The organism is Polymorphospora sp. NPDC051019 (assembly GCF_040683055.1).
Lineage (GTDB): Bacteria > Actinomycetota > Actinomycetes > Mycobacteriales > Micromonosporaceae > Polymorphospora > Polymorphospora lycopeni.
This window is the reverse complement of record NZ_JBFBCH010000004.1, coordinates 98,885-123,118: the sequence shown is the minus strand read 5'-3', so window position 1 is coordinate 123,118 and position 24,234 is coordinate 98,885. Positions and strand designations below refer to the sequence as shown.

The following is a 24,234-nucleotide window of genomic DNA, read 5'->3' as shown; positions in this document are numbered from 1 at the left end:
GATATGCCGTCCGGTGAGGCGCAGTGGGCCGAGTAGCTGATTGGCGAAGGGGAAGGTCGTGACGACCAACCGGGTGTCCGGAGTGAGCCGGGACAGGATGCGTGGTCGGCCAGGCCGGAGCATCCCCCGGATCGCCACGATCGCCGCCGGCGACCGCTGAGTGAGGGTGAACAGCCGCCGAACCCCACAGCACGGGCAGTCAGAACCTGATCGCCCGCAGATGTTACCGGGGGGTTCGGGGGACGATTCAAAATTGCACAGATAAACATTGAGGCCCTGACCGGCTTGTTGCTGGTCAGGGCCTCAAGCTGGTGCCCCTGGCAGGAATCGAACCTGCGGCACGCGGCTGTTGAGCCAGCGCCCGCATGCCCGATAGAGGCGTTTTGCTCGTCGCCGGCACGTAGCCCGATGTCGACGGCGATACAGGCGACCAGGACAACCGCCTCCAACCCGGTGTCGACGACACCGATGTCGCCGATCGCCGTGGCCGGCAGTCGCAGCAGCAGCACCGTCGCCGCCAGCGTGTCGGCGTCCGGCGCCCCACCCGGCATCGCGGACGGACGTCCGGACATGGCAGGGGCGAGCCGCTTCAGGCCGCCTTGCCCCGTACGCCGACATCAGGTGCAGGCTGCCGCCGACCATGTCGCTAGAGCGCCCGACGTCGAGTCCACGGGGGAAGACTGGCGTCGGGCGCGCAAATGACAATACGACATTGGGAGACGCCGAGAATCCGTCAATCAGTCCATTCGGTGACCAGACAGGCTCACGATGAAGCGCCTCGTGTTTCATGGCGGCTCTGACGGTGCCGCCTGAGGGTGAAGACGGCTAGCGGTGTGCCGCGCGGTACGCGTCGACTACCTCTTGTGGGATACGGCCACGTTCGGAGACCTCGAAACCGTTCTGGGCAGCCCAGCCACGGATTCCACGATTCTCCTGACGCCTGTTGGGGCCGTCGCGGATCGGCTGGCCGGCCGGCTCGTGGGAGAGGCCGGTCCGCTGCGGCCGAGTCGCCGGCCGGCTTCGATGTACGGGTCGAGGGTGGTGCGTAGCTTGCCGGCGTTGGCCTCGGCCAGATCGATGGTGTAGTTGACGCCGTCGATTCCGAACTCGACGGTCCGGTCGGCCGGTTTCCCGTCCAGATCGTCGATGAGCGTGGTGATTACCTGCCTGGCCATGGGATCTCCTGTTACGTCAACGCGATGATCAAGTATCACGTGGCGTGGCCTGGAAGGACAAACGCCAGGTACGCGCGTCAGATTACGCTTCGGTCGCGGTGCCGTACGGCGCTAATCCGCTCAGGCCTGTAACCGGTCGGGCAGGGCAAGCTGAAGTGACCCCCCTGGGACCGGGAAGATCCTTGCCAAGCTCCGCTGCTGTCACCGCGATCGTGCAGGCCATCCTCGTCCTCCACGCCGCCGAGGACGCCCGCTACCCACGATGAAAATGGCTCACTGGACGACCTGTGGTTTGCAGGGCAGGTCGCGACCTCGTTCGGACTGGCGAACACCGCCGCCGATGCGTGGGCAAACTTCCGGCTACGCCTCGGGTAGCCGACACCGCAGCGAAGCCCTCCCTGAGCGTCGGGAGGGCTTAGTCGTTGGGCGGCACCACCTTGACGCACCCTTATTTCACCTAGCATCATTAAGCCGTGACCGACGGACCCGAACGCATCACCGGGCCACTCCTAGCCGTCCTCGCCGCCCTCCTCGGCGCCGACGACTGGGAAATGCACGGCTGGGCGATCATGAAACAGACCGGCAAATCCGGCCCCACCATATACAAGATCCTCGAACGGCTCACCGACGCCAAATGGCTCACCTGGCGTTGGGAAGACGCCGCCACCGCCGACCCGGCCAAGCCTCGGCGCCGCTACTACAAGCTCACCCCACACGGCGCCGAGAACGCGCGCGCCATCCTCGCCAAGCAGCAGCAGAAGCAGGCTGCGCCGCGGTTCCGGCTCGCCTTCGGGTGGGACGCGTGAACATCTGGGAACTACTCGCAGGCGCCACCATCGGCCTGATCTTTGCCGAGTTCACCGAGATCTGCCCATGGGCGGCACGTCGACTTGTTTCCTGGGCCGCCTACCGCTGGACAACGGACCCCGAGGAGGCCGCAGGCTACGCCGAGGAGTGGAAAGCCGTCATCGATGACCGGCCGGGAAAACTGTTTAAGCTGGTTACCGCCGTTCAGTTTACTGCCGGCGCGGCCTGTCGGGCAGCGTCATACCGTCTAACTTCCGCGCACCGCCGCATGAGCAGGAGAGAACGAGTCGAGGTTACTTTTTTCACCATCCAGGCCTCCGTTGCGTGCCTCTTGATTCTTCTGGCAGTGTCGACGAAGGAGCAGGACCTCATTGCGGCCAGCTACATTGTTTCGGGGGTTGCTGTCTCCACCACAGCCCCTTATGCCTTGGAGTTAGTGCGCCGACGGGCAGCTAGGCGGGCTGCTTTGGAGCGTTAGGCGTTACGCTGCTGCCTGGCACGCCCGACCAGGTGTTGGACAGCGAGTGCGAAGCCCTCCCGGATTCCGGAGGGCTTCTTCACGTTGCCCCGTTCTCGCCCGAAGGAGGATCGTTTTCGATCTCGTCCATGAGGCGCCGGATTTCTTTGAGCGCCACAGCGCGCGCAACGAGCTTGTGCTTCGGGCCGTCCAAGAGCACGATCATCGGCGCGGTCAGCCCTTTGATGATCTCGGCCTTCCGCCGCTGCGTACGTCGAGACAGTATTACTCCGTACATCTGCATGATGTACTGGATCACCAGGTCACGTACAGGGTTGCGATATAGCGTCCCATACTTGCCGATACTGTCATACAGCGTTTGGACCTGCTGCTGCACCCGCTCGTAGTGCCGCTTCCGCTCAGCCCTGAACGTGTCCCGCAGCTCCCGATCCGCGTCTGCCGGCAGGTCGTGAAGCAGAAACTCGGTAGTAAGCGCAGCGCTGAGCGCGGTCGCCACCAGCTCCCGCCGGTTTCGCAGGGTTTCAAGGATTCGGTCCTTGCGCGCCTCGAGCCTGGGCTTGGCCGCGTATTCGACGGCAATCGTGACGAGGCCGGCGGTCGTTGCAGCGGTGATCACCGTGGTCCAGTTGATCGTTGACACGGCGCCCAGTGTGAGGCCGGCGAGCTGCCGCTGACGGATACGCCACGCGTCAGGAAGTGGACTACGACTCGGCGTCCGGCCGTTTGCGGGATCGCCCCCTTTTTTCGGCGACGGCCGGAACTACGCCAGGCGGTCGAGCATCGCTGCGGGGTTCTTGTTGAGCAGGACGAGGCAAGCCACGAGGAAGTCGTTCAGCGTCCACTCTCCCGGCTGCTCGGCAAGCCTGCGCTGGGCTGCGGCTTCGACCTCGGACTGCGGGACCTGCCAGGGCCACGGCGAGGTCGAGTGCGACGGCGTCGGCTGCGAGGAATGCGGCGGGACGGCGGCGTTGAGTGCCCCAACTGCGACAGCACTGGCCTGATGGCCGTTCTTCGACGGGAGAGCCCGACTTCGCGGACTTACCCACCGCCCCCATGGCCCACCTCTAACCCCAATAGACGCACAGGGACAGCCGCCGAACCCACAGCACGGGTCCGTCAGAACCTGATCGCCCACAGGTATTACTGGGGGGTTTTCGGGGGACGGTTCAAAATTGCATAGACAAACACCGATCACCTGACCGGCTTGTTGCTGGTCAGGGCCTCACACTGGTGCCCCCGGCAGGATTCGAACCTGCGGCACACGGTTTAGGAAATCTAGAACGTGCTGGTTCGGCGGCTCGACCATCTGGCGGCGCCGCTGACCGCAAGCGTGATCGCCCGGCTTTCGTTGACCGTCGGTGCCCCCTGATGACCGCCCCATCGGGCACGCAACGGGCACGCGGAGGAGATTCGAACCCCTTACACCCACGGTAGCAGCCGAACCGGCACCGATCGGACTCGCTGCCACCCTGAGCAGGGTAAACACCGCCAACCCTTGCCAACTCCTTTCAGCATTGGTCACGCTTAGTTGTGCCCATTCTGTGCCCGATGATCTTGATGGCTCGCGCGTGGGCGACCCCTTGGGCACCCAGCACCTCGGTCGTCTTCCAGCCAGTCACCCACCCAACTCGGCACCCGACCCGCTCCGATCACCGACCTGCACGCCACACTCCCGAGAAGTATCCGATCGGCGTACTCCCAGCAGTGAACTGGCTACGTAAAGTCGTAACATGGACAGACTTCGACCCGGCTACGCCGTCGTGGACCTCCCGCCGGAAATCGCGGGACGCTACTGGATGATGGCTCACCGCAGCTTTGTAGAGAAGACGCCCACTTCCACGGCGTTGTGCGGCTCAGACATCACGAACGCGGTCTTCCTCAGGGACAAGTTGCGTCGTGGAACAGACTACTGCCAGGAATGCATACGCCTCGCCACGCAACTACAAGAGGAAGCTAAGGCAAAAAAACGGCGCGCCAAGCTACGGGCGCAGCTAAAGCGCTATCATCCTGATCGCTCCAAGCCCAGCCCCGCGCAGCGGCGAGCAGAAGCCGCAGCGCTGGAGAAGGCAGATCAGGAAGACCGTGCTCGGCACAGGGGAACATCCCTCCATACCCTCAGCGGTGGATTGCCAACTCTGGGTCGCCGCCGAAAGTGACGCACCTCGTGGGTCAGCCGCGCTGCAGCGGTCCGTACCGGCTTTGCGTCGCTGCGCATCCCTGCCATCCCGTCGGCCTTCGTCCGCACACTGTGGAGCGGGTGGGGCCTGCCCGGTCAAGGTGGAGCACACCACCGTCTGAACGACCTTGACCGGGCAGGCCCCACCCGCTGGGCTTTGCCCGGACGGAGGTCGTCGGGATGGCGTCACCATCCCGGAGCGCCTGAGCGCCCCGCCGGAGGCACTGCCTGTGTGCCGATCACTATTACAGCCTCGGACCTGCCATTGACCATGGCGGCCCGGGGCTTCTTCGTATGTCGCGCCGCCGGCGGGCTGGAACCGACGCGCTGGCGGCCGAAGGCCAGAGGCGCGGCGGCGGGCCGAAGGCCCGGCCCAGGTTCGGCGGCGCGCGCGGCCTGCGAAGCGGGCCGCCTTGAACCCGTACAGAAAGTTCTCACACGGCCCGCTCCGACGGCATGGGCTCAGAAACGGACTGGAAAACGACTGCGTCCGGCCCGATACTCGAGGTGTGGACAATCTATACGTAGTGCGGTTCCTACCATCTGACACTCCTTCGATCGGCCCCCTCGGAGATGATGAGATTGACGAAGAAGAGCAGGCTGACGAGAAGACGACCTTCGCCTACTTCGGCCTAGCCTTCTACCGCGCATCGACACTTGAGCACGAAATTGTCAACGTCCTGTCCATGATGCGACTAGTAAGCGCGCGGCGAGATGCCGAGAATCTACTTTCAGATCCATGGAGCAGCAACTTCAAAGCTACAATGGGAACTCTGATAAAGAAGCTTGCGCCCAACCTACAAGATGATCCAAACCTGGGAGCAGATCTCGTAAAGGCGCTGGAGTTGCGCAATCATCTCGCACACGCATTCTGGCGTGAGCGCGCGGTGGACTTCTGCACCGAAGAAGGTCGCGCAAAGATGATTGAATTCCTCACCGAAGCACGCAACACCTTCGCGGATGTAGACAGAAGGCTGACCACAACCTTCGGCGCCAAGTCGATGCAAGGATGGGGAGTTACACCCGAGATCATCGACACCTGGTACAAGGACACTCTCCAGAAGGTTGCTAGCGGCGAACTGCGTCTTGAAATCGAGCAGGTCGAGGAAGCACGGCAGGCACTACTTGCTCGACTCGCGCAAATCCCGTAGATGCTCGGTACCGCTCAGCAGCGAGCAGCCGTACCGCTACACCGGCAAACCATCCCCTGTCAGACAGTCGCGATTGATTCGCCTAAAAGCCCTCAAAGGGTTCAGATCCGGCCAAGCACGGGCTCTAGCATGCAACCGAAGCCCCACGTAGGCTGATTGGGTGACCAATTTGAAGGATCGGGCAGCTCGGGATGCCGAGATTCAACTCGCTGCTGCGCTTCCTCGTCGCTGGCAACACGTTCAAGCAGTCGCACTAAAGGCAGAACGCCTGGGATCCCTCGTCGGGCCCGACGCAGACCTACTTACAGCGGCCGCCTGGCTTCACGATATCGGCTACGCGCCATCCCTCGCCAAAACGGGCCTACACGCACTCGATGGTGCACGATGGCTGGCCAAGCAGGGTTACAACATGCGGCTCGCGGCACTGGTCGCCCACCACTCCTGCGCACAATTCGAGGCTGACGAGAGAGAATTGGGTAAGGTTCTGGAGGCAGAGTTCCCACGCGAAGTGTCAGCTACCGCAGATGCGCTCTGGTACGCGGACATGACAACCGGACCAGACGGACAAGAGTTAACCGTCAAGGATCGGTTGACCGAAATCCGCGAACGGTACGGCCCCAACGACCCAGTTACACGATTCTGGGAAAGAGCCGAGACAACACTGTTTGAATCCGTGCAGCGAACAGAGCTTCGTTTGGCCAATCAGCCGATGTAGGGCGCGGGTCGCCGCTCGAAACCGTGATCAATGCGGAGCCGCATTGATGGGTGGATCGACAGTGTATCTAGCTCGGCTTGCGGAACCCAACTGACCACGGACGACTCATCACTTATCGTAGGCCGACCACCGATATACCTAGCTCGGAAGCAGATAGAAAACTGCTGCCGGACCTCACCGTCGCTGTATTCGACCACGTGGTTTGGGTTGGTATAGATGCCGACGACATCGGTAACTTGGACCTCGATGCCGGTCTCTTCGCGCGTCTCACGGACGGCCGCCTCGGCTATGTACTCACCGAAGTCCTGGGCTCCGCCGGGGAGCGCCCACAGGCCGTTGTCGGTCCGCTGGATGAGTAGGACGCGGCCCTCGTCGTCCTGAACGAAGACGGTCACAGCAACGACGATGCTGTTCGGCTTGGGCGCCTGCGGGTTGTTGAAGTGCTCGATCCGTGCCATGTCTCAGCTTCCCATCAGTCCCCCGGCCAGACCGCGCGGGCCTGCGAGATCGTACGGTTGAAGCTTGACACGTAGTTGTCAAAGAGCTCCCCGCCGCCAAGCCGCCGGAGGTGCAGGACAGGGGCGTAGGCGGCCGGCGTGCCGTAGAGGTGGGTATTCACCAACAGCTCGTCATCGAAGCGATAGATCGAGTTGTAGAGGATCGTGTCGTGGAAGTAGATCCCGACGGTGTCCATCCCTCGTAGGTCCTTGTAGAAGGCCAGGGTGTTGAGCACCTTGCTGGCCATGGCGGACCCGATGCCCTCGTCCTCCCCCCGCTGGGCCACGTGCTGGCTCTCCGGGTCGCCAAACAGCAGCTCCACCTGAGCGCCGGCCTCGGCCTTGGCGCGCAGCGTCGGAACCCACCGCGGATTCTGCTCGGGCAGGAACAGTCCGGCGTAGACCAGGATGCCGATGTGGCGGCTGGCGCCGTCGAGTAGGCGCTGCCACAGCTCCTGCGGCACAGCTCCGCGACGTGGGTAGACGTGCACGATCTCCGACTGGCTGACCTGCGCCGCACGCTCGGCAGGAAGAGCCGACGGCCACAGGTACGACTCGCCTTCCCTGAGCAGGGCCGCGATGGCGTGCCGGTAGCGCGGATACGGCGTCCGATCCTGCGTGATCCACCGCTCGACGGTCTTCGGGTCAACCCCCAACTCGCCGGCGAGTGCAGCCGGCGTCAGCCCTCGCTTGAGCAGTCCGTCTCGCAGCCGGTCGTTCGGCATCGCACTCTCCCCGTCGGCGCATCTTGGGACATCTAGAGGGACGGCTTACCTTACCAAGGACGTCCCCAGTCGTCCATCCTGATGGTGAACTCGTCACCATCGATCGATGCAATCTGTATCCACACGAGCTGCCGTCCAGAAAGGACGCGAATGGCCCGCCGATATGGGCCCTGCTCACAACGAAAAGGAGTCAGTCATGGGACGTCTGCTGCTGGACACCTCGCGGGTGTCGTACGAGGTGTCGGTGAACCCGGTGCCGAAGCTGGACCAGAACGGTCAGCAGAAGTTCGACCGGGAGACGAAGAACCCGATGTGGACGGTGCACCTGTACGCGCTGTCGGAGAACGCGGGCGAGGTCATCAACGTGACCGTCGTCAGCGCGACGATGCCGCCGGTGACCGTTCGACAGCCGGTCGTGCCGGTGAACCTGGAGGCGCTGCCCTGGGTCAACGACCGGGACGGGAAGGTCCGTTCGGGTGTGGCGTTCCGCGCTACCGACCTGCGGTCGGTGGACAGCGCCGCGTAGTTCGTCTCGGATCGACTCTCTTCGCTGCGAGAGAGGTGGACACGGGGTCGCCGTTGATTGGCGTCGTCTGCGACCCCGCGTCCTGTCCAACCAGCCCATGCCCTACGTGAGGGAAGGACTCGTCGTGTCCAACTCTATCCCTGACCTGCCGGCCGCTTACCGCGTCGGCATCGACTTGTTGCGTGACAAGGTCGGCGAGAAGTCCGCCTACGAGTGGGACGACCACAAGGCCGCCGGCCTGCCGATGATCGTTGCCTGCACCCACTGCACCATGACGATGGCGGGCGCTTCCGCCCTGATTGACGTTGACGGCTACATCTGGTGCGCCGACTGCGCGGAAACGCGTGGTGCGTGATGAACAAGCCGGGTGGTAAGTCGTTCTTCGGTTCCTCGAACCGGGGCGGGACCGTGACGGTCATCGAAGCTCCGGTTGCACGCTCGTACCGTCGGCGGGCTGTCATCGCGTTCTGGGTGACGCTCGGGGTGGTCGGCCTGCTGTCCGCCACTGTCGCCTCGCACTACCTGCACCCGATCGTCGGCATCGTCGTCGGCGTCCTGGTCGGCGCCCTGGTGGGTGCGGCCGTGTTCGCGTCGATCGTGGCGTGGCCGGTCGTGCGGGTGTTCTGGCACTGGCTGCCGGAGATCCTGCTCGGCCTGGTCCTGGTCTACGGCTGGCAGGCGTTGATGCAGTCGACCCCGTTGTGGGGTTCGCTGCTCGTCGTCGGCCTGGTCGTGGGCGTGCCGGCTGCGGTCGGTCCGGTCCGTCGGCGGATTCTCGCCTGGACCTGGTGCCTGATCGTGCGGCACCGGCTGCGGTTGTGCTTCGCGGCGTTCATCGCCACGAACCGGCACGGCTCGCTGCCGCTGATCCTGCCGGCCCGGCCGACCCCGGCCGGTGAACGGGTGTGGGTGTGGCTTCGCCCCGGCCTGTCGCTGAAGGACCTGGAAGCCGATGGCCAGGTGCAGAAGCTGGCCGTGGCGTGCTGGGCCAACGAGGTCCGCGTGATGCGGGCTTCGCGCCGGTACGCGGCGCTGATCCGGCTGGACATCACCCGCCGGGAACCCCTGGCCGACACGATCGTGTCGCCGCTGCCGGACTACGTCCCGACGGACATGCCGGCCAACGCTCCTACCTCGCCGGGTCTGCCGCCTGTCGGCTTGGACCTGCCCGATGTGCCGGACGAGCCGGTCACCGTACCGGCCGACACTGTCCGGCCGCGCAAACCGCGCAACCCCGTCTCCTCCACGACGAGCCCTGACGGGTTCGACCCTTCCGACTACGCCTGACCAACCGATCGGGAACGGCGCGGGCCATGTGCCCTTGCGGGATGCGACGCCCGCGCCCTCCTGCCCGGCTGGCCTGGTGCCCGTTCTGACACGTACGCGTCAACGACCCTTCGGGAGTCTCCGATGAGCCTCACCACCGACACGCCGGCCGCCGGTCCGGACACGGTTCCGGTCGGGCCGCTGCTGTCCATCTTCGATCCGGTCTTCCTCGGCGTCGACGAGTTCGGCCAGCCGGTCTACCTGCCGATGATCTACCGCAACATCTTGATCGGCGGTGAGCCGGGCGCCGGCAAGTCGAGCCTGTTGAACACGATCGTCGGGCACGCCGCCCTGTGCCCGGATGTCCGGCTGTGCCTGCTCGACGGTAAGCAGGTCGAACTCGGCCTGTGGAGGGACGCCGCCGACGTGTTCGTCGGCCCGGACATCGACCACGCCATCCGCACCCTGTACAGGGTGCAGCGGGTGATGGACAACCGCTACTCGTTCCTGTTGTCCTGGCGCCGGCGCAAGATCGGCCCCAACGACCTGTTCGGTCAGATCCTCGTCGCCTGCGATGAGATCGCCTACTTCTCCGCGACGGCCGGCGACGAGCGGGCCCAGAAGTTGTTCGCCGCGCTGCTGCGCGACATCGTGGCCCGTGGTCGGGCAGTCGGCATCATCGTGGCCGCCGCGACGCAGCGTCCGTCGTCGGACATCATCCCGACGTCGTTGCGGGATCTGTTCGCCTGGCGGTTCGCGGGTCGGTGCACCACCGACTCGTCGTCGGACATCGTGCTCGGGCACGGCTGGGCCGCACGCGGCTTTTCGGCCAACAGCGTCGATCCGACCAACCAGGGCGCCGGCTTCCTGATCGCTGAGGGCGGTATCCCGTCCCTGGTCAAGGCCGCCTACATGAGCGACACCGACATCATCCGGGTGGCCGACTACGCGGCCTGGACCCGCCGCCGCGCCAGCCTGTCAGCGCCCGCCGACTCCTACCCGACCGCTGTGAAGGACGCGGCATGAAGGCCACCGACCCGGCCCGCTTCACCGACATGGTGATCACCGCTACCGGCGAGGACATCGCCGTGTTCACCGAGATTGCCCGCCAGGCGGGCGTTCTGGTCTACCGCTCCGCTCCCCGCCCCGCCGGTCCTGGCGACCATCGGCAGCGGGTGCAATTCCGGCTCCACATGCACCACCGATAGATGGCCGACGGCCCGGATCGAGCCCTGAGAAAGCGAACCCGGACCGCCGACCCCAACCAACGCCCACGAAAGGACGTGGCCGTCATGAAGCGTACCCAAAATCCGACTACCACCGCGCCCGCCGACTCCTCGGCCCACACCCTGGCCGGTGCCCTGCGCTATCTCGCCGCTGTCGGCATCGCCGCCACCGCCGGCTACCTGACCGCCCGGCACACCCTGCTCGGCGACCTGGCCGCCGCCCGGCACGCCGCCACCCACGACCCGCTGACCGGCATCCGCAACCGGGCCGGACTGACCGCCACCGCGGACTCCGCCATCGCCGCCGGCCGAACCGTCGTCGCCCTGGTCGACCTGGTCGGCTTCAAGAAGGTCAACGACACCTACGGACACGACGCGGGCGACCACATCCTCACCGCGACCGCCGACCGGCTCACCGACATCGCCGGCCCGGACGGCATCGCCGCCCGCCTCGGCGGCGACGAGTTCGCCCTCATCACCGAGGTCCCCGGCAGCCTGCCCGACTGGCTGTCGCCGCTGCACGCCCGGCTGACCGCACCGGTCACCTACCACGGGCGGCACCTGGCCGTCGGCGTCACCGTCGGCGCCGTCCTGGCCGATCCCGGCCAACCCGTCGCTGTCTGGCTGTACCGGGCCGATCTGGCCATGTACGCCGCCCGGTCGGAACGCCGGGCCAGCGCCGTCTTCACCGACCACACCGAGGCCGCCGCCGATATGCGGCCCGTCGAGCGGGTCCGTGACCTGGCCCGCCCCACCAGCCCGCTGACTGCCGCCCCGACCGCCTGGAGGGCCGCATGACCACCGCCCCCGACCTCACCGACCTGACACGTACGTGTCAAAACGACTTCAGCACCGCCGGACTCGTCGCCGCCCTCGAACACGCCTGGGCCGCCATCCGTGACCGGCACCCCGAGGTGCCCGCCGTCGTCCTCGTCGTCGGGTCCGGCTCTCCCACCAAGGCCAACCAGGGCATGAAGTGGGGCCACTTCGCCGCGCTGCGCTGGCAGGCCGGCGACCGGCAGCTACCCGAGGTCCTGGTCTCCGGTGAGGGACTGTCCCGCGAACCGGAGTTGGTGTTCACCACCCTGCTCCACGAGGCCACCCACGGCCTGGCCGATGCCCGTGGCATCAAGGACACCTCCCGCCAGGGCCGTTGGCACAACAAGCACTTCGCCACCCTGGCCGCCGAACTCGGCATGTCGACCACCAAGGACGACAAGCTCGGCTACTCCCCCTGCACCCTGACCGACCTGACCCGCGTCCGCTACCGGCCCGTCATCGCCGGCCTCGCCGACGCGCTACGCGCATACCGCCACCCCGAACCGATCGGGGAGGGCAAGGGCCGCACGAACAACAACAACGGCGTCACCGCCGAGTGCGAATGCCCGCGCAAGCTGCGCATCTCCCAAACCGCGTTCGAGCAGGGGCCGATCGTCTGCGCCTCCTGCGGTGCCGCGTTCCTGCCCGACGACATCGACCGCGACACCTACGAACACCCGACCTTCGCCGTCGGCGGCAACCCGCTGCCCGGCGATGACCAGGCCGCCAACGACATCCCGGAGGACGACGACCCGATGGTCTTCTACGACCCGACCGGCGACCGTTACGGCCTGCCGACGTACCCGTTCAAGTTCGCCCCGGACGGGCTGCTGACCCGCCGTCAGCTCCGCGCCCGTCACCTGCGCCCCGGCGGTCAGGAACCCGCCGCGCAGATCCTGTGGCGACGTGGGAAGCGGGTCGCCTACCTCTACCGCCTCGACCTGGCCGTGCCCAAGCGCACCGCCACCCCGGCCCAGCTCGCCGCCATCGACAAGGCACTGACCGCGCGCCGTACCTGTCCCACCTGCCGGCAGGTCAAGCCCTACTACATCCCCCGCCGGTACGACGAATGCCTCGACTGCGTGGCGGGCGGTGCCCGATGAACCTGCGACGGCATCCTCTGTTCCGCCTCCTGCTTCGCCTGGATCTCCCCACGACCGACTACGTCGTGTTCGGCTCGGGGCCGCTGCTCGCCTACGGCCTTCGTGACGGCATCGGGGACCTCGACATCGTGGCCCGGAACCGGGCCTGGAACATCTGCTGCACCGTTCAGCCGCCCCGTCCGGCACCGTCCGGGCTCGGCCAGATGATCCGCCTCCACCAGGGGGCGCTCGAAGTCGTCAACCAGTGGCTCAGTCCCGAGTTTGAGACGGACCGGCTCATCGCCGATTCCCGCCTGGTTGACGGCATTCCGTTCGCGTCACTGCGTGACGTCGTCGCTTCCAAATGGCTGACCAACCGACCCAAGGACCACGTCGACCTGGCCCGCATCGCCGCCACCCATTCCTCACTCTTCTCGCTCGTCGGAGGTTCCCGATGAATCCCGCCCTGGCCTTCGCTGTCTTTTCCGCGACCCTCTTCGCGGCACACCAGATTGCCGACCACGTCCTTGGGCAGACCGACAACCAGGCATCCCACAAGGCCGATCCCGGCCTGACCGGCTGGCGGCACATCCTCGGCCACGTCCTGGCCTACCACCTCGTCATGGCCGTCATGGTGACCGTAACCATCGTCGCCCTCGACGTGCCGGTCACCGCTACCGGTATAGCTGCCGGCCTCGCCTTCTCCGCGATAACCCACGCCTTCATCGACCGCCGCTGGCCTGTGCGCTGGCTGCTCGAACACACCGGCTCGACTCCGTTCTCCCGCCTCGCCGGACACGGCATCAACGGCATGTATCTCGCCGATCAGGCCCTGCACTACGCCTGCCTCTGGATCTCGGCCCTTCTCCTCGCCCGCCTCTGAAAGGACAGACCATGCACCGCTACATGATCACGTTCTCGCACGTCACCGAATTCGGTGCCACCTTCGTCGCCCTCGATCTGCCTTTCAAGCGCCCGATCAGCTCGGTCGAAGAGATCGAAGCCCTTACCTCGCGGCTTCGCAAGGAGGGCTACAACAACCCCTTCGTCATCGCCTTCTCCCCGTTCGCGACCAACACCGCCGCAAACCAGCCGGGGCAGCGATGAACGCATCCACCACAACCCGCACACCCACCGGACGTGGCTGGGCCTACGCCGGCGCCATCCTCGGCGGCGTCGTCTCCGTCGCCGCGAACATCGCCCATTCCTTCATCGCCCCGGACGGGGCACCCGCGAACTGGTCACCGGAACCCGGCAAGGTCGTCTCCGCGATCGTCTGGCCGGTGTTCCTGTTCATCGCGATCGAGATCCTTGCCCGCACGCCCTGGCCGTCCGGTTGGGGCTGGAACCTGCTGCGCTGGGTCGGGCTCCCGCCCGTCGCCCTGGTCGCCGCGTTCGTGTCCTACCGGCACCTGTCCGGACTCCTCGCCCACTACAACGAGGAAACCCTCGTCGTCTGGTTCGGTCCCCTCGCCGTCGACGGCCTGATGCTCATGGCCACCAGTGCCCTGCTCGCCACCGCAAAGAAGAAGCACTACCGGCCCGCTGAACCTGTCCCGGCACCTGCGCCGGCCACCCTCGCCGAGGCGTCGTCTCCTGACATCCCCGCCTCGCCGACGGTCCGCCCGGCCGCCGCGACCATCACGGCCGCCAACCCTGCCCCGGAACCCGCACCTGTCCACGAATCGATCGACGCGCCGAAGACCGACGAGAGCACCCCGACCGAGACGACACCGCACGACCTCCCGGACATCGCCGACAGCGACCCGGAACCGGCACCTGCGGCACCCGCCGCCAGCAAGTCCGGCCCACCCGCCGGCCTGCTGCCCGGTGCGCGGATCATCGCCGACGCACACCGCAAGGCACACGGTGAACCCATCACCGCCGGCCAACTGGCCGTCCGGATGCGGGTACCCACCGCCACGGCGGCTGAAATCCTGACCGCCCTCGACACCAACACCAGCAACAACGGCACCCCTGTCGGAGCCACTGCGTGACCGGCTCGACGCTGCCTCTCGTACCCGGAACCCCTCAAAAGGTTCCGGGCACGGGAGCCTGCGCCTCAGACGACTACTGGCCCTGGGCCACTCCGACCCGCCCCACCCGCACCGACGACGGCTACGTCCGGGGCCACGACCCGCGAACCGTCGCCACCGGCCGCGCCCGCGCCCAGGACCCCGACTACCCCGACTGGCTGGGCCACGTCCGAGCCGCCGCCGCCTGCAAGCACCCGATCCGGCTCACCGGCCAGATCCACGTCAACGACACCGACGGCAACCGGATGGCAACCGTCGACACCGACGACATGCCCGACGGCGCCATCTACACCCCGTGCGGCAACCGCCGCGCCTCCGTCTGCCCGTCCTGTGCCGAGGTCTACCGCCGCGACACCTTCCACCTGATCAAAGCCGGGCTTCAGGGCGACCGGTGGGGACTCCCACCGCTGCACCAGCACATCGCCCTGTTCGTCACCGCCACCGCCCCGTCGTTCGGTCAGGTCCACCACCGGGTGGTGAAGGTCCACGCCGCGGACTGCCGCAGCAAGGACGGCTGCACCTGCCGCGCCAACGTCTGCCACCCGTACGGCCGCACCTGCCCGCACGGCGTCGACCTACGCTGCGTCGACCGGCACCGGGTCGGCGACTCCCGCCTCGGCCAGCCGCTGTGCCTGGACTGCTACGACCACACCGGACAGGTGGTGTGGAACCACGAGGCGCCGGAGCTGTGGCGTCGTACGATCCAACAGGTCGACCGGGAGCTACGCCGCCTCGGCCGCGCGCACGGTGTCGAGCTGCGCCGCCGCTACATCAAGATTTACGAGTTCCAGGTACGCGGCGTCGTCCATTACCACGCGCTGATCCGCCTCGACGGCCACAACCCGGACTGTCCTGGCGCGATCGTCCCGCCGCCGCCGGTGATCAGCCGGCAGATGTTCGCCGACGCCGTCACGACCTCGTTCGTCAAGACCTCCTACACCAGCGCCCCGCACCCGGACAACAACGACAAGGGCTGGCCGATCTCGTGGGGAGACAAGGGCCTGGACGTCAAGCACGTCAACGCCCCCGGCGGTGAGGTCAACCTCGCCCAGATCACCGGCTACCTCGCCAAGTACGTCACCAAGAGCACCGAGGTGACCGGGCTGAACCTGCGCCGCGTCGACGACATCAGCGTCCAGGTCCACGGCGACCCCGGCACCCACCTCGGCCGGCTCATCCGCGCCTGCTGGGACCTCGGCGAGCACCCCGACTACGCCCGACTGCGCCGCTGGGCCCACCAGTTCGGCTACGGCGGCCACATCACCACCAAGAGCCGCGCCTTCTCGGTGACGTTCGGGTTCATCCGCCACCAGCGCACCATCTGGCGGCGTACCGAGGGCCACCCACACACCTGGGACGACGAGCAGGCCGACCGGGTCATCTACCAGCTCGGCTACCACGCCACCGGCTGGATCACCACCGGAGACGCGCTGCTGGCCAACACCGCCGCCGCCCAGGCCCGCGCCTGGCGCCAGGCCGGCATCGACGCCCTGGCCGACGAGCACGCCGCCGGCCACCTCGTGCCCGCTTGACACGTACGTGTCAACGCACCGTCCTTTGACAACTCCACAGTGAGCAAGCGCCACACCGGATCGCACCCGGCCCGCTGACCCACCGACCACGGAGGTACCCGTGCCCACACCGCTGCTACAGGTCCGCGTGATCGCCCGCGCCGACGACGCCCAGGCCGTCATCGCCGACGTCGTCAACCGGGCCCACGCACTGCTCGGCCCGACCGCCGAGTACCGCGTCCAGACCCGGTCCGCCCGCCGGACCGGCTACACCCGCGTCTACCTCACCGTCACCGCAAAGGAGAGCTGATGACAGCACTGGCAGCCCCTTCGGAGGGGCAAAGCACCGACCGACTGCTGACCGTGGAACAGGCGGCAGCGCTGCTCGGTACGACCGAACGCTTCCCCCGCCGCTTGATCGCCGAGCGGCGGATCGCCTTCGTCAAGCTCGGTACGCACGTTCGGATTCGCGAAAGCGTGCTGAACGCCTACATCGCCGAATCGACCGTCGAGCCGATGACGGTGCGGTGGCGTGACGGGCAGGTGGCTTGATGGCCACCAGCAAGCGTCGCTTCGGCCGGGTGCGGAAACTCCCGTCCGGTCGGTATCAGGCGCGCTATCGCGGCCCGGACGGTCGGGACCATCCCGCCCCGACCACGTTTCGCAGTAAGACCGAGGCGGAGCGGTTCCTGAGTCTGGTGGAGGCTGACGTAACCCAGGGACGCTGGATCTCGCCCGAGGCGGGACGCACCACCGTGGCAGAGTGGGCAGAGCAGTGGTTCTCTGCCGCTGAGTCGGGGTGGAAGCCGAAGACCAGACACACCTACCGGTCCGTCCTCGACCGCCTGGTCCTCGCGCACCTCGGCCGGGTCCAGCTCGCCGCGTTACGCCCCATCGCCGTGAACAAGTGGGTGGGCACTCTCTCGGAGAGGCTGAGCCCGTCGCAGGTTCGGCAGGCGTACCGACTCCTGTCGCAGATCATGGCCGCAGCGGTGGACAACGGGATGATCCCGTCGTCACCGTGCCGGCGTCCGCGACTGCCCCGGATACCCGAGGCGGACCCGCGCATCCTCACCGTCGAACAGGTCGGCCGGATCACCGCCCACTGCACGCTCGGGGACCGGGTGCTCGTGCTGCTGCTCGCCTACGCCGGCCTGCGAATCGGGGAGGCCCTTCCCCTGCGCCGCCGGCACATCGACATCAGCGGAGGGCGCATCGTCGTCGCCGAGGCGGTCAGCGAGCTACCCGGCGGACCGGTCATCGACACGCCGAAGAGCCACCAACGGCGGGAACTCGCGGTGCCGGCGTTCGTGCTCCAGCTCGTCAGGGAGCACTTCGCCGCCCTGCCCGACGAGCCGGACGCGTTCGCGTTTCCGGGCCGCCGGAAGCACACCGCCGAGCGGCAGCAGAGCTACCACGGGTTCCGTCGCCGATTCAACCGGGCCGTCACCGCGGCCGGGCTGGACGGCGTGACCCCACACGATCTACGCGCCACCCATGCGAGCTGGGTCGCAGACACCCACGGTGTGCTGCTCGCCGCCCGCCGGCTCGGGCACGCCAACGCCAGCGTCACCACCCGGCACTACGCCCGACCGGTCGACGGTCGTGATGCTGAGGTGGCCCGCCACCTCGACAAGATCGGCCGGGCACGATCGGGCACGCAACGGGCACGGAAGGCCCGGAAGGTGGAGGAATGATCGCTGATCAAGGCTTTGACCTGGTGCCCCCGGCAGGATTCGAACCTGCGACACACGGTTTAGGAAACCGTTGCTCTATCCCCTGAGCTACGGGGGCGCGATGATCCAGACTAGCTAGCAGCGGCTGTCAGCGTACCGCAGGGAGCGGCAGGCGCGATCGACGCCGGCACCGCCACCAGCGGATCGCACAACGACCACACGCGCGCGGCCCGGACGGGCGATCTTCAGCGCCGGGCACGGTCGGTCAGCGTCGGTCACGACCGGTCACCGTTGCCGGAGCACACACCGGGCACACACGCGAAGGCCATCGGTGTCCGTTCATGTCGGTCAGTTTTGCCGAGGTGCAGCCCGCCGGATGCGGGGTTGCCCGAGCAAGCGTCTGCCTACCCGCCGTCCCAGCTCTTCGCGGCGCGGGCGGCGCGGGCTTGATCGGCCGACAGCGATGTAGCAACACTCCTGGGGCGGCCACGATATCGGTGGCATCCGTACAGGCCGGTTCGGCCCATCCTGGGCGAACAGGTACACCGGCTGGTCGTGGCCATGACCAGTCTGCCGCCCACGGCAGCCGCACCCCCGACGAGCCAGGCCACCCAGTCCGTTACATCTTCGACACTTTCGCCGACGATGCGCCCTGTTCTGGCTGATGAGAGTATGCAAGAGCGTTCTCTGGAATGCGGATGAAGATGAAACTGAGCACGCTGGCCGTCAGATCGGTCGTTGCTCATCGCCTTCTACCACACGGGTGCGGCGATTTTGCGCTATCGGCCGCCCTCAGAACAGTGGGAGTACGTCGAATTGTGACCCTTTCTCCTTGCTGGCGGTGACGCCCCGCGGCCTGCCGGTCCTCAGCCGGCGGCACCCTCCGCAGCCCTGCAGTTGGGTTCGGGCTTCGACCGTCGTCTCCCACTCCTTCGACCCGCAGCAGGGGCAGTGCCACTGGCAGCGGTCGTGGGATCCCGGGCGGAGCCGATCAGGCCCCCGATCGGGTTGGTCCAGGTTCGCTAGGAAGGTGCCCGCGATCTCGGGATGTAGGTCGGCCAGCGATCGACCGGGCGAAGGCTCTCGGCGGGACGCGCTGCGTCGGCGGATGCCGCACGGCTGGCAACCGTGCCCGGAGGTGCGGGTAATGACCGGCGCCACCCATTCATGCGCACAGTCCGGGCATCGCCAGAGCACCCGGACATTCGACCCCCGAGCCAGATCAAGCAGCTTGATGCCGCGGGCCTTGTCGACGTCAAGGATGCGCACGGCCTGGGTGAGCAACTCGGGAGCGACGTCACGGACCCGGAGTTCGGCCTGGCTCAGACGAGCCTGGTAGGCGCGTTCCCGGCGCGCGCACACCGGGCAGCCGGTGTTGCTCCGGGTCCGGCTGACCACCCGGGTACGCCAGACGTGCTGACAGGTCCTGCACTGCCAGACGCACCGGTCCGCCGAGCCGGGAAGCAGCCACTGCGCACCCATCTCCGGACGTGTCAGGTTCTCGATCAGTTCGCCCGCCAGCTCGGGGAACAAGATGGCCAGGCTCTCGCCGGGTGGTGTGTTCTGGAACGCCTTCCACTCCTCGCGCGCGGCGCCGAGGCAGGCAGCGATCCGGCCGCCGGACAGGGGCGGGCATGACACGGACTGCGACCGCAGCCATTCCGCGAGGACCAGAAACCACTCCGTCGCGTCCTTGGTGCCCGCGACCACGGTCTCCCCCGGAACTGGCGGCGTGCCGGGCTGCCGAACCCGCACATAGCGCACGCCCAGCTTGGCCATGACCTCCGATTTGCGCAGGTCCCGGGCGTGGGCAGCGGCGTCGGTGTGCCACTGGGCCGGGTCTAGGTCGATGTAGAGGCCGGCCGAGGGCAGGAAGAGGTCCAGGCGCTCCGCCGAGCGCCTGCCGCCATCGAGGCGGACGTCGACTTCCACCTCGTCGCCAGTTGCGGCCGCAAGCAGGTGGGCGAGCTCAAGCTCGAGGAGGCTGCGGCCACGACGGCGGCACCGGCCGCAGCCGTAGTCCGGTGATTTCGCGCGATCGCGTACGCGTGCCTCGAAGAGCGCACCGCACCGACAGCGCCAAGAGCAAAGGGAACCGGCACCCGGGTACAGCGTCGCCGGGCCGTGCCCGGGCCAGGAGAGGTTCGTCACGAAGGACGCAGCGACCTCCGGCATGAGCGTGGCAAGCGACTTCTCTTCGGGGGCGACCCGTTTAGCAGCGCCCAGAGCAACGTACGCGCAGGCTGCGCAGAGTAGCCGGGCCGCATGGGAGGCGACGGAGCGTTCGAAATGCCGGGAACACTCCGGGCAGCGCCAGACGCAGATGTCGTTGGTCCCTGCAGTGAAGCTCTGCGGACCCCGGCCAGCGTGGGACCTATTGGCGACGAACGTCGCGGCCTGCTCCGGATGCGTGATGCTGAACGACGCGGCTTCGCCGGGGTCCCGCAGTAGTTCGCCCGTTCGCCGGCGCCCGCAGGGTGGACAGCCGCGGCCAGCGGTTCGATTCGTCACGGTGGAGACCCACTCGTGCGCGCAGTCACCGCAGCGCCATGAGCATCGGTCGACCGAGTTCGGCCGAAGGAGAGCGGGGCCACGCTCGGGACGCCGCTGGTTGGCGACAAACTGGGCCGCGATCTCCGGATACAGGTCAGCGAGCGAGCGGCCGGGCTGCGGCGCGCCGCCCATCAACTCGGCGCACCGGGGGCACGGCCGGCCGGCGCCGACCACGTTGAGCACCGTCTGCTCCCACTCGTGGTCGCAGGCGCCGCACCGCCATCGGCACCGGTCAGTCGCGGATTTCGGCAGGGAGTCGGGGGTGCGGTGCGGATGGGTGAGGTTGCGGACGAACATGTCGGCGACCGTAGGGTGGGTAGTGCGCAGCGGTGCGGTGGTCTTCGGCCGACGGTTCGCGGCCCGGCATCGCGGGCAGACGCTTCCGGCGACCCGGAGCCGAACTCTCGTGTGCCAGGTATTGCCGCAGGCGCAGCGCCACCAGGCCACCTTGTCGGAGCGAACGCTCACCTCGGCCACCAGCGCCTGCTCGGCGGGATCCTCCCAGCGCACGAAAAACTCGGCGATCTCCGGGCACGCGTCCCCGACCCGGTTGGCCACCCGCCGAGAGTTCGCGTCGGACCGTCGTTTGCTGGCGCACGGCTTGCAACCGCCGCCCCCGGACCGGGTCCGTCGGACGATCGGGCCCACCCACGAGTGGCCGCAGGCCGAGCAGCGCCACCGCGCCTCGGCCGGGGACTGGGCACTGATCGTCTCGGGTGTGGCGGTGGGGTAGGTGACGCACATCAGCCACTCCGCGGCCAGCTCCGGCATGACTTCCGCCAGGCTGCAGCCTGGCTCCGGCGTCTCGGCCTTACGCCGCAGACGGCTCCGGCAAGCGTTGCAGCCGGGTGCCGCTCGCACCCGCACCGCGACGGCCTGCCACCATTCGAGCCCACAGGTCGCGCACCTCCACCGGGCCTTGCGCTTCGAACCCCGGGAAAGGTCGCCCAAAGCCCTCATCCAACCCTCAACCTCGAGCAGTTCCAGCAGGAGATCCGGATGGGCGCTCGCCACCGTCTCCCGAGTCTTGGCAGCCACGCCCGCATCATCACAGCTGAGTACGACACTTCTCCGAGTGCTTTAGCGGCTGAAGTCGCCTCGCTGCCGCAGTCTGAACGGATTCATGCGAAAGCACTCTGGACTGCCAGGGATCTCATTGGACAGTGCCGTTAGGTCGTGCGAAAATCGCAAGATCAGGTGTCCTCTTCTGCCGCCAATAGTGCGCTCGTAGGCTGTCGACGAGCGTCGCGGCGTGCAGCGATACCCGAGTGGTGTCGGCCGAGTCGGCGGGTGCCGCCTTCGCCCCTCATCTGATCGGTGCCGTTCGTGCCGGTGCCGATCAGAGCGCCACGCAACGATGCTGTGGACACGTCGTTGGTTTGTCCCGCCGGTGTTCCTTGACGTGCCGTCTCCACAGGACGATGTCGAGGACCCGCAGGATGCTCACCCTGTCGCCCACGCCCACGGTCGCGCGAACTTCGGCGAGGGCGGCCAGCAGTTCGCCGTCGTTTTCGGTGAGCTGGTCGTGCAGCTTCAGCCATACGTGCTTCGGCGCTCCGAACTGGCAGCTGACGATCGAGTCGTATACGGGGATGAGCTTGGGCCGCTTGCGAGCCAACAGCTTGCCGGCGATCACCCAGCCGATACCGGTCTTCTCGTTCTGGTTGTTCAGCAGGTGCCATGCCTGATCGGCGTGCCCACCGTCGGCGACCAGTTCGCGGGCGCCGCGGGTACCCAGCTCTGCATCGGTGGGGATCTCTCGCAAGCGTGCGCTGATGTCCCTGCCGAGCTGACCGTCAAGCAGCTCCTTGCCGACGGCGAACGGAACCTGGACGTTGAGGGCCTCCACCGCATAGAGATCGTCCACGGCGATCCGGTCGCGGGTCTCGACGCGGTCACCGCCACCTGCGAAGGTCTCGAACCACTGCCCCGTATATGCCCCCGGCGTGAAGTAGGCCCCGAGGTGGCCCACGCCTTCACGACGAACAATGTCGACCAACTTTTCAGGCATCGGCAGATGCTACCGACCACCGGTGGATACCCGCATTCCGCCGCCGACCGGGCGCGACGGGGCAGTCCGTTACGGCTATCCGATGTCGTGCCGTGCGGACATGCCAAGTTGGGCATGGGGGCTACTCCGCGCAAGCCGCGGGCGGCGAGCTTCCGGACTCCCTCGTCGGAGTCGGCGAGCAGCATCCGTAAGGGCGGTTCGGCGCCCGGGTCGCGCAGCCGACCGAGGCGCCAGCCGGCAACCATCCGTACGTGTGGGTCCGGGTCTTCGGCGAGCGGCAGGAGTGCGGCAAGTGCCCCAGGCTTCGCCCGAAAGGCGACGATGCTGGCCGCCTTCGACCGAACCCTCGGGCCAGGATCGCCAAGAAGCGATCGAGCTACCGTGCCGACCCGGTCGGCATCCGGCTGGTTCGCGAGGGCCTCCAGCGCCGTGAACCGCAACTCCGGGTCGGCGAGGCCAGCGCTGAGGACATCGAAGTCACGCGGATCTCCGACGATTCCCGTCACCCAGAGGCGCATCATCTCGTCACCGGTGTAGGCGTAGGCGGCCCTCCGACTGCCCTCTGGAGCACCTTCGGCAAGCGCTTCGATCGCGTCGATCAGAGCGACCACGTCCCCGCCGCGATCCACGGCGGGGCGCAGGGAGTGCATCAGCTCGTCCAGGGTCCGGGACACTCGCGGACGATACCGAGTTGACTGATCCACGACCACACGATGTCCGCCACCGCCTCCAGCCAGTTCCGATCTCGTCCGGAGCCCGGAGATCCAGGGGCATGGCAGTGACGGGGAGGTGATCGTCGATTCGAGCGTCGGCAGGCTCAGGTGGGTGCCGGCGCTGGCGGGCTACCTCCGGCTCGCAAGAATGCGACCGCCTTCTGGATCGCGGTTTCGGGGCGGAGACGGAGATACTCTGCGGGGTACTCGGTGGGCACTCCGCCGAGGTCGAAGGAGATCGCGGTGGCTGGCGCGGGAACGTCGGGGTCGGTGTCGTAACCGCCATCGTCGGTGATGTGGACGATGAAGGCGTGGGTGGCGAAACCCAGGCCGACCTAAACGCCGGGTGGCAGGTCGTCGGCGTCGTCGGCGGCCTCGTCGTAGATGGTGACCACGACGGGTTCGTCTCGCTCGTGAACCTGCCGGAGCAGACGGTCAAGTGCTGTCGGGTCGGTGATGTCGACCTCGCGGGTGTCCCGGTGGTCCCCACAGTCGTAGGCCCAGGTCACCCTCATGCGATCGCCTCCCCGCGTCCTGAGTAGGTATGCCGGTGCCGCACCTGCCCGCCATCGGCTCCGGAGGCCATGGCGGATCGCGTACGAGTGCGTGAGTCAACCGAACCAATACAGGAGGACTGATGGTGGATCGACCGACGCAGGAGGCGACGGAGGAGGCGGTGGCGTGCCTGCTTCGGGAGGCCATGCTGCTGATCCGGCACGAACTCGCGCCGCTGCGCGACGACGTGCCCGAACGGCATCGGATGCACCGGGCGTGGATCCTGTCCGACCTTTGCCACAACCTCCCGGCGTGGCTCGATCCCTCGCGCCGGTCCCGCATCCACGAGGGCCTGGAGTCGGCGTGGCGGACGGCATCCGCGCCACGCAGGGCGTGGATGCGTAGCTGCTGGGACAGCATCGGCTACGACCACACCTGGCTGCCCGACACCCCCGGCGGCAATCCGGAGTCCGATCGAGGATGGCGCGACAACCTGACGTTGAACGGAGATCCGTGGGCGGACACGTAGACCACCCCTCGCCACGGAAACCTGCCCCGATCGGACCGGGAGCACGAGTCCCACCTCTCCGTCGATC

Annotated in this window: 27 protein-coding genes, 1 tRNA gene and 2 pseudogenes; 21 read left to right on the top strand and 9 right to left on the bottom strand. The window is 67.3% G+C overall.

Features of this window, described 5'->3' with window-relative positions:
* Window positions 1-825: 825 nt before the first annotated feature.
* Window positions 826-1,175 (bottom strand): annotated as a pseudogene (locus tag AB0M79_RS09750) (Lsr2 family protein).
* A gap of 473 nt (window positions 1,176-1,648) precedes the next feature.
* On the opposite strand from AB0M79_RS09750, the gene AB0M79_RS09745 reads away from it, so the two are divergent.
* A complete protein-coding gene (locus AB0M79_RS09745) occupies window positions 1,649-1,981 on the top strand; it encodes a helix-turn-helix transcriptional regulator (protein WP_364210280.1) in 333 nt (110 codons plus the stop codon).
* The gene (locus AB0M79_RS09740) at window positions 1,978-2,460 is read left to right on the top strand and encodes a hypothetical protein (protein ID WP_364210277.1); all 483 of its coding nucleotides are present in this window, start codon (window positions 1,978-1,980) and stop codon (window positions 2,458-2,460) included. The genes AB0M79_RS09745 and AB0M79_RS09740 overlap by 4 nt, the downstream gene beginning before the upstream one ends.
* Before the next feature lie 79 nt (window positions 2,461-2,539).
* Here AB0M79_RS09740 and AB0M79_RS09735 read toward each other — a convergent pair whose 3' ends face one another.
* Window positions 2,540-3,100, bottom strand: a complete 561-nt coding sequence (locus tag AB0M79_RS09735) for a hypothetical protein (protein WP_364210274.1) — start codon at window positions 3,098-3,100, stop codon at window positions 2,540-2,542.
* A 1,090-nt stretch (window positions 3,101-4,190) separates the two neighbouring features.
* On the opposite strand from AB0M79_RS09735, the gene AB0M79_RS09730 reads away from it, so the two are divergent.
* The 3 genes from AB0M79_RS09730 to AB0M79_RS09720 all read left to right on the top strand — a co-directional run bounded on the left by AB0M79_RS09730 (window position 4,191) and on the right by AB0M79_RS09720 (window position 6,502).
* Window positions 4,191-4,616, top strand: coding sequence for a hypothetical protein (locus AB0M79_RS09730; RefSeq protein WP_364210271.1), 426 nt, complete (start codon window positions 4,191-4,193; stop codon window positions 4,614-4,616).
* 529 nt (window positions 4,617-5,145) lie between these two features.
* Window positions 5,146-5,787: a hypothetical protein gene (locus tag AB0M79_RS09725; RefSeq protein ID WP_364210268.1), complete on the top strand. Its 642-nt coding sequence runs from the start codon at window positions 5,146-5,148 to the stop codon at window positions 5,785-5,787.
* Between the two features lie 160 nt (window positions 5,788-5,947).
* Entirely contained in the window at window positions 5,948-6,502 is a 555-nt protein-coding gene (locus AB0M79_RS09720; protein WP_364210265.1) for an HD domain-containing protein, read from the top strand.
* Here AB0M79_RS09720 and AB0M79_RS09715 read toward each other — a convergent pair.
* The gene (locus AB0M79_RS09715) at window positions 6,490-6,960 is read right to left on the bottom strand and encodes an NUDIX domain-containing protein (protein ID WP_364210263.1); all 471 of its coding nucleotides are present in this window, start codon (window positions 6,958-6,960) and stop codon (window positions 6,490-6,492) included. The two genes, AB0M79_RS09720 and AB0M79_RS09715, sit on opposite strands and share 13 nt — an antisense overlap.
* Window positions 6,961-6,974: 14 nt before the next feature.
* A complete protein-coding gene (locus tag AB0M79_RS09710; protein WP_364210262.1) occupies window positions 6,975-7,724 on the bottom strand; it encodes a helix-turn-helix transcriptional regulator in 750 nt (249 codons plus the stop codon).
* A gap of 196 nt (window positions 7,725-7,920) precedes the next feature.
* Here AB0M79_RS09710 and AB0M79_RS09705 point away from each other — a divergent pair, with 196 nt between their 5' ends.
* From AB0M79_RS09705 to AB0M79_RS09635, 15 genes are all read left to right on the top strand, one after another.
* On the top strand, window positions 7,921-8,250 hold the full coding sequence (locus tag AB0M79_RS09705; RefSeq protein ID WP_364210259.1) for a hypothetical protein: 330 nt from the start codon (window positions 7,921-7,923) through the stop codon (window positions 8,248-8,250).
* Between the two features lie 124 nt (window positions 8,251-8,374).
* Window positions 8,375-8,605, top strand: coding sequence for a hypothetical protein (locus AB0M79_RS09700; protein WP_364210256.1), 231 nt, complete (start codon window positions 8,375-8,377; stop codon window positions 8,603-8,605).
* Window positions 8,606-8,721: 116 nt separating this feature from the next.
* Window positions 8,722-9,537, top strand: coding sequence for a hypothetical protein (locus AB0M79_RS09695; RefSeq protein WP_364210253.1), 816 nt, complete (start codon window positions 8,722-8,724; stop codon window positions 9,535-9,537).
* A gap of 123 nt (window positions 9,538-9,660) precedes the next feature.
* Complete coding sequence (locus tag AB0M79_RS09690; RefSeq protein ID WP_364210250.1) at window positions 9,661-10,542, top strand: FtsK/SpoIIIE domain-containing protein; 882 nt, start codon at window positions 9,661-9,663, stop codon at window positions 10,540-10,542.
* Window positions 10,539-10,724 carry a hypothetical protein gene (locus AB0M79_RS09685; protein ID WP_364210247.1) on the top strand — a complete coding sequence of 62 codons (186 nt, stop codon included), beginning with the start codon at window positions 10,539-10,541 and terminating at the stop codon, window positions 10,722-10,724. The genes AB0M79_RS09690 and AB0M79_RS09685 overlap by 4 nt, the downstream gene beginning before the upstream one ends.
* Before the next feature lie 84 nt (window positions 10,725-10,808).
* Window positions 10,809-11,540 (top strand): GGDEF domain-containing protein, encoded by a 732-nt coding sequence (locus AB0M79_RS09680; protein ID WP_364210244.1) that lies wholly within the window; start codon window positions 10,809-10,811, stop codon window positions 11,538-11,540.
* 776 nt (window positions 11,541-12,316) lie between these two features.
* Window positions 12,317-12,664 (top strand): RRQRL motif-containing zinc-binding protein, encoded by a 348-nt coding sequence (locus AB0M79_RS09675; protein WP_364210957.1) that lies wholly within the window; start codon window positions 12,317-12,319, stop codon window positions 12,662-12,664.
* Window positions 12,661-13,101: a hypothetical protein gene (locus AB0M79_RS09670; RefSeq protein WP_364210241.1), complete on the top strand. Its 441-nt coding sequence runs from the start codon at window positions 12,661-12,663 to the stop codon at window positions 13,099-13,101. Before AB0M79_RS09675 ends, AB0M79_RS09670 begins: the two co-directional genes overlap by 4 nt.
* The gene (locus AB0M79_RS09665) at window positions 13,098-13,526 is read left to right on the top strand and encodes a DUF3307 domain-containing protein (RefSeq protein ID WP_364210238.1); all 429 of its coding nucleotides are present in this window, start codon (window positions 13,098-13,100) and stop codon (window positions 13,524-13,526) included. The genes AB0M79_RS09670 and AB0M79_RS09665 overlap by 4 nt, the downstream gene beginning before the upstream one ends.
* Window positions 13,527-13,537: 11 nt before the next feature.
* Window positions 13,538-13,750 carry a hypothetical protein gene (locus AB0M79_RS09660; protein WP_364210235.1) on the top strand — a complete coding sequence of 71 codons (213 nt, stop codon included), beginning with the start codon at window positions 13,538-13,540 and terminating at the stop codon, window positions 13,748-13,750.
* Window positions 13,747-14,640 (top strand): hypothetical protein, encoded by an 894-nt coding sequence (locus tag AB0M79_RS09655; RefSeq protein ID WP_364210232.1) that lies wholly within the window; start codon window positions 13,747-13,749, stop codon window positions 14,638-14,640. Before AB0M79_RS09660 ends, AB0M79_RS09655 begins: the two co-directional genes overlap by 4 nt.
* Window positions 14,637-16,211 carry a replication initiator gene (locus AB0M79_RS09650; RefSeq protein ID WP_364210229.1) on the top strand — a complete coding sequence of 525 codons (1,575 nt, stop codon included), beginning with the start codon at window positions 14,637-14,639 and terminating at the stop codon, window positions 16,209-16,211. The genes AB0M79_RS09655 and AB0M79_RS09650 overlap by 4 nt, the downstream gene beginning before the upstream one ends.
* Window positions 16,212-16,311: 100 nt before the next feature.
* Entirely contained in the window at window positions 16,312-16,500 is a 189-nt protein-coding gene (locus tag AB0M79_RS09645) for a hypothetical protein (protein WP_364210226.1), read from the top strand.
* A complete protein-coding gene (locus AB0M79_RS09640) occupies window positions 16,500-16,742 on the top strand; it encodes an excisionase family DNA-binding protein (protein ID WP_364210223.1) in 243 nt (80 codons plus the stop codon). Before AB0M79_RS09645 ends, AB0M79_RS09640 begins: the two co-directional genes overlap by 1 nt.
* Window positions 16,743-16,888: 146 nt before the next feature.
* Window positions 16,889-17,887 (top strand): tyrosine-type recombinase/integrase, encoded by a 999-nt coding sequence (locus AB0M79_RS09635; RefSeq protein WP_364210220.1) that lies wholly within the window; start codon window positions 16,889-16,891, stop codon window positions 17,885-17,887.
* A 21-nt stretch (window positions 17,888-17,908) separates the two neighbouring features.
* On the opposite strand, the gene AB0M79_RS09630 is transcribed toward AB0M79_RS09635, so the two are convergent.
* The 5 genes and pseudogenes from AB0M79_RS09630 to AB0M79_RS09610 form a co-directional block, all read right to left on the bottom strand.
* Window positions 17,909-17,984 (bottom strand) — tRNA-Arg (locus AB0M79_RS09630).
* Window positions 17,985-18,658: 674 nt separating this feature from the next.
* Window positions 18,659-21,457, bottom strand: coding sequence for a zinc-ribbon domain-containing protein (locus AB0M79_RS09625; RefSeq protein WP_364210217.1), 2,799 nt, complete (start codon window positions 21,455-21,457; stop codon window positions 18,659-18,661).
* Window positions 21,458-21,758: 301 nt separating this feature from the next.
* The gene (locus AB0M79_RS09620; protein ID WP_364210215.1) at window positions 21,759-22,430 is read right to left on the bottom strand and encodes a DUF6308 family protein; all 672 of its coding nucleotides are present in this window, start codon (window positions 22,428-22,430) and stop codon (window positions 21,759-21,761) included.
* A gap of 191 nt (window positions 22,431-22,621) precedes the next feature.
* A pseudogene (locus AB0M79_RS09615) lies at window positions 22,622-22,948 on the bottom strand (HEAT repeat domain-containing protein); the annotation flags it as partial.
* Window positions 22,949-23,478: 530 nt separating this feature from the next.
* On the bottom strand, window positions 23,479-23,658 hold the full coding sequence (locus tag AB0M79_RS09610; protein WP_364210212.1) for a hypothetical protein: 180 nt from the start codon (window positions 23,656-23,658) through the stop codon (window positions 23,479-23,481).
* 122 nt (window positions 23,659-23,780) lie between these two features.
* Here AB0M79_RS09610 and AB0M79_RS09605 point away from each other — a divergent pair, with 122 nt between their 5' ends.
* Window positions 23,781-24,167, top strand: coding sequence for a hypothetical protein (locus AB0M79_RS09605; protein ID WP_364210209.1), 387 nt, complete (start codon window positions 23,781-23,783; stop codon window positions 24,165-24,167).
* Window positions 24,168-24,234: the final 67 nt, after the last annotated feature.

Excerpts from the sequence above, each read along its gene's own strand:
- AB0M79_RS09730 (WP_364210271.1), top strand. The coding sequence starts at position 4,191 with ATGGACAGACTTCGACCCGGCTACGCCGTCGTGGACCTCCCGCCGGAA.
- AB0M79_RS09715 (WP_364210263.1), bottom strand. The coding sequence starts at position 6,960 with ATGGCACGGATCGAGCACTTCAACAACCCGCAGGCGCCCAAGCCGAAC.
- AB0M79_RS09710 (WP_364210262.1), bottom strand. The coding sequence starts at position 7,724 with ATGCCGAACGACCGGCTGCGAGACGGACTGCTCAAGCGAGGGCTGACG.
- AB0M79_RS09705 (WP_364210259.1), top strand. The coding sequence starts at position 7,921 with ATGGGACGTCTGCTGCTGGACACCTCGCGGGTGTCGTACGAGGTGTCG.
- AB0M79_RS09690 (WP_364210250.1), top strand. The coding sequence starts at position 9,661 with ATGAGCCTCACCACCGACACGCCGGCCGCCGGTCCGGACACGGTTCCG.
- AB0M79_RS09685 (WP_364210247.1), top strand. The coding sequence starts at position 10,539 with ATGAAGGCCACCGACCCGGCCCGCTTCACCGACATGGTGATCACCGCT.
- AB0M79_RS09680 (WP_364210244.1), top strand. The coding sequence starts at position 10,809 with ATGAAGCGTACCCAAAATCCGACTACCACCGCGCCCGCCGACTCCTCG.
- AB0M79_RS09675 (WP_364210957.1), top strand. The coding sequence starts at position 12,317 with ATGGTCTTCTACGACCCGACCGGCGACCGTTACGGCCTGCCGACGTAC.
- AB0M79_RS09670 (WP_364210241.1), top strand. The coding sequence starts at position 12,661 with ATGAACCTGCGACGGCATCCTCTGTTCCGCCTCCTGCTTCGCCTGGAT.
- AB0M79_RS09665 (WP_364210238.1), top strand. The coding sequence starts at position 13,098 with ATGAATCCCGCCCTGGCCTTCGCTGTCTTTTCCGCGACCCTCTTCGCG.
- AB0M79_RS09660 (WP_364210235.1), top strand. The coding sequence starts at position 13,538 with ATGCACCGCTACATGATCACGTTCTCGCACGTCACCGAATTCGGTGCC.
- AB0M79_RS09655 (WP_364210232.1), top strand. The coding sequence starts at position 13,747 with ATGAACGCATCCACCACAACCCGCACACCCACCGGACGTGGCTGGGCC.
- AB0M79_RS09640 (WP_364210223.1), top strand. The coding sequence starts at position 16,500 with ATGACAGCACTGGCAGCCCCTTCGGAGGGGCAAAGCACCGACCGACTG.
- AB0M79_RS09620 (WP_364210215.1), bottom strand. The coding sequence starts at position 22,430 with ATGCCTGAAAAGTTGGTCGACATTGTTCGTCGTGAAGGCGTGGGCCAC.
- AB0M79_RS09610 (WP_364210212.1), bottom strand. The coding sequence starts at position 23,658 with ATGAGGGTGACCTGGGCCTACGACTGTGGGGACCACCGGGACACCCGC.
- AB0M79_RS09605 (WP_364210209.1), top strand. The coding sequence starts at position 23,781 with ATGGTGGATCGACCGACGCAGGAGGCGACGGAGGAGGCGGTGGCGTGC.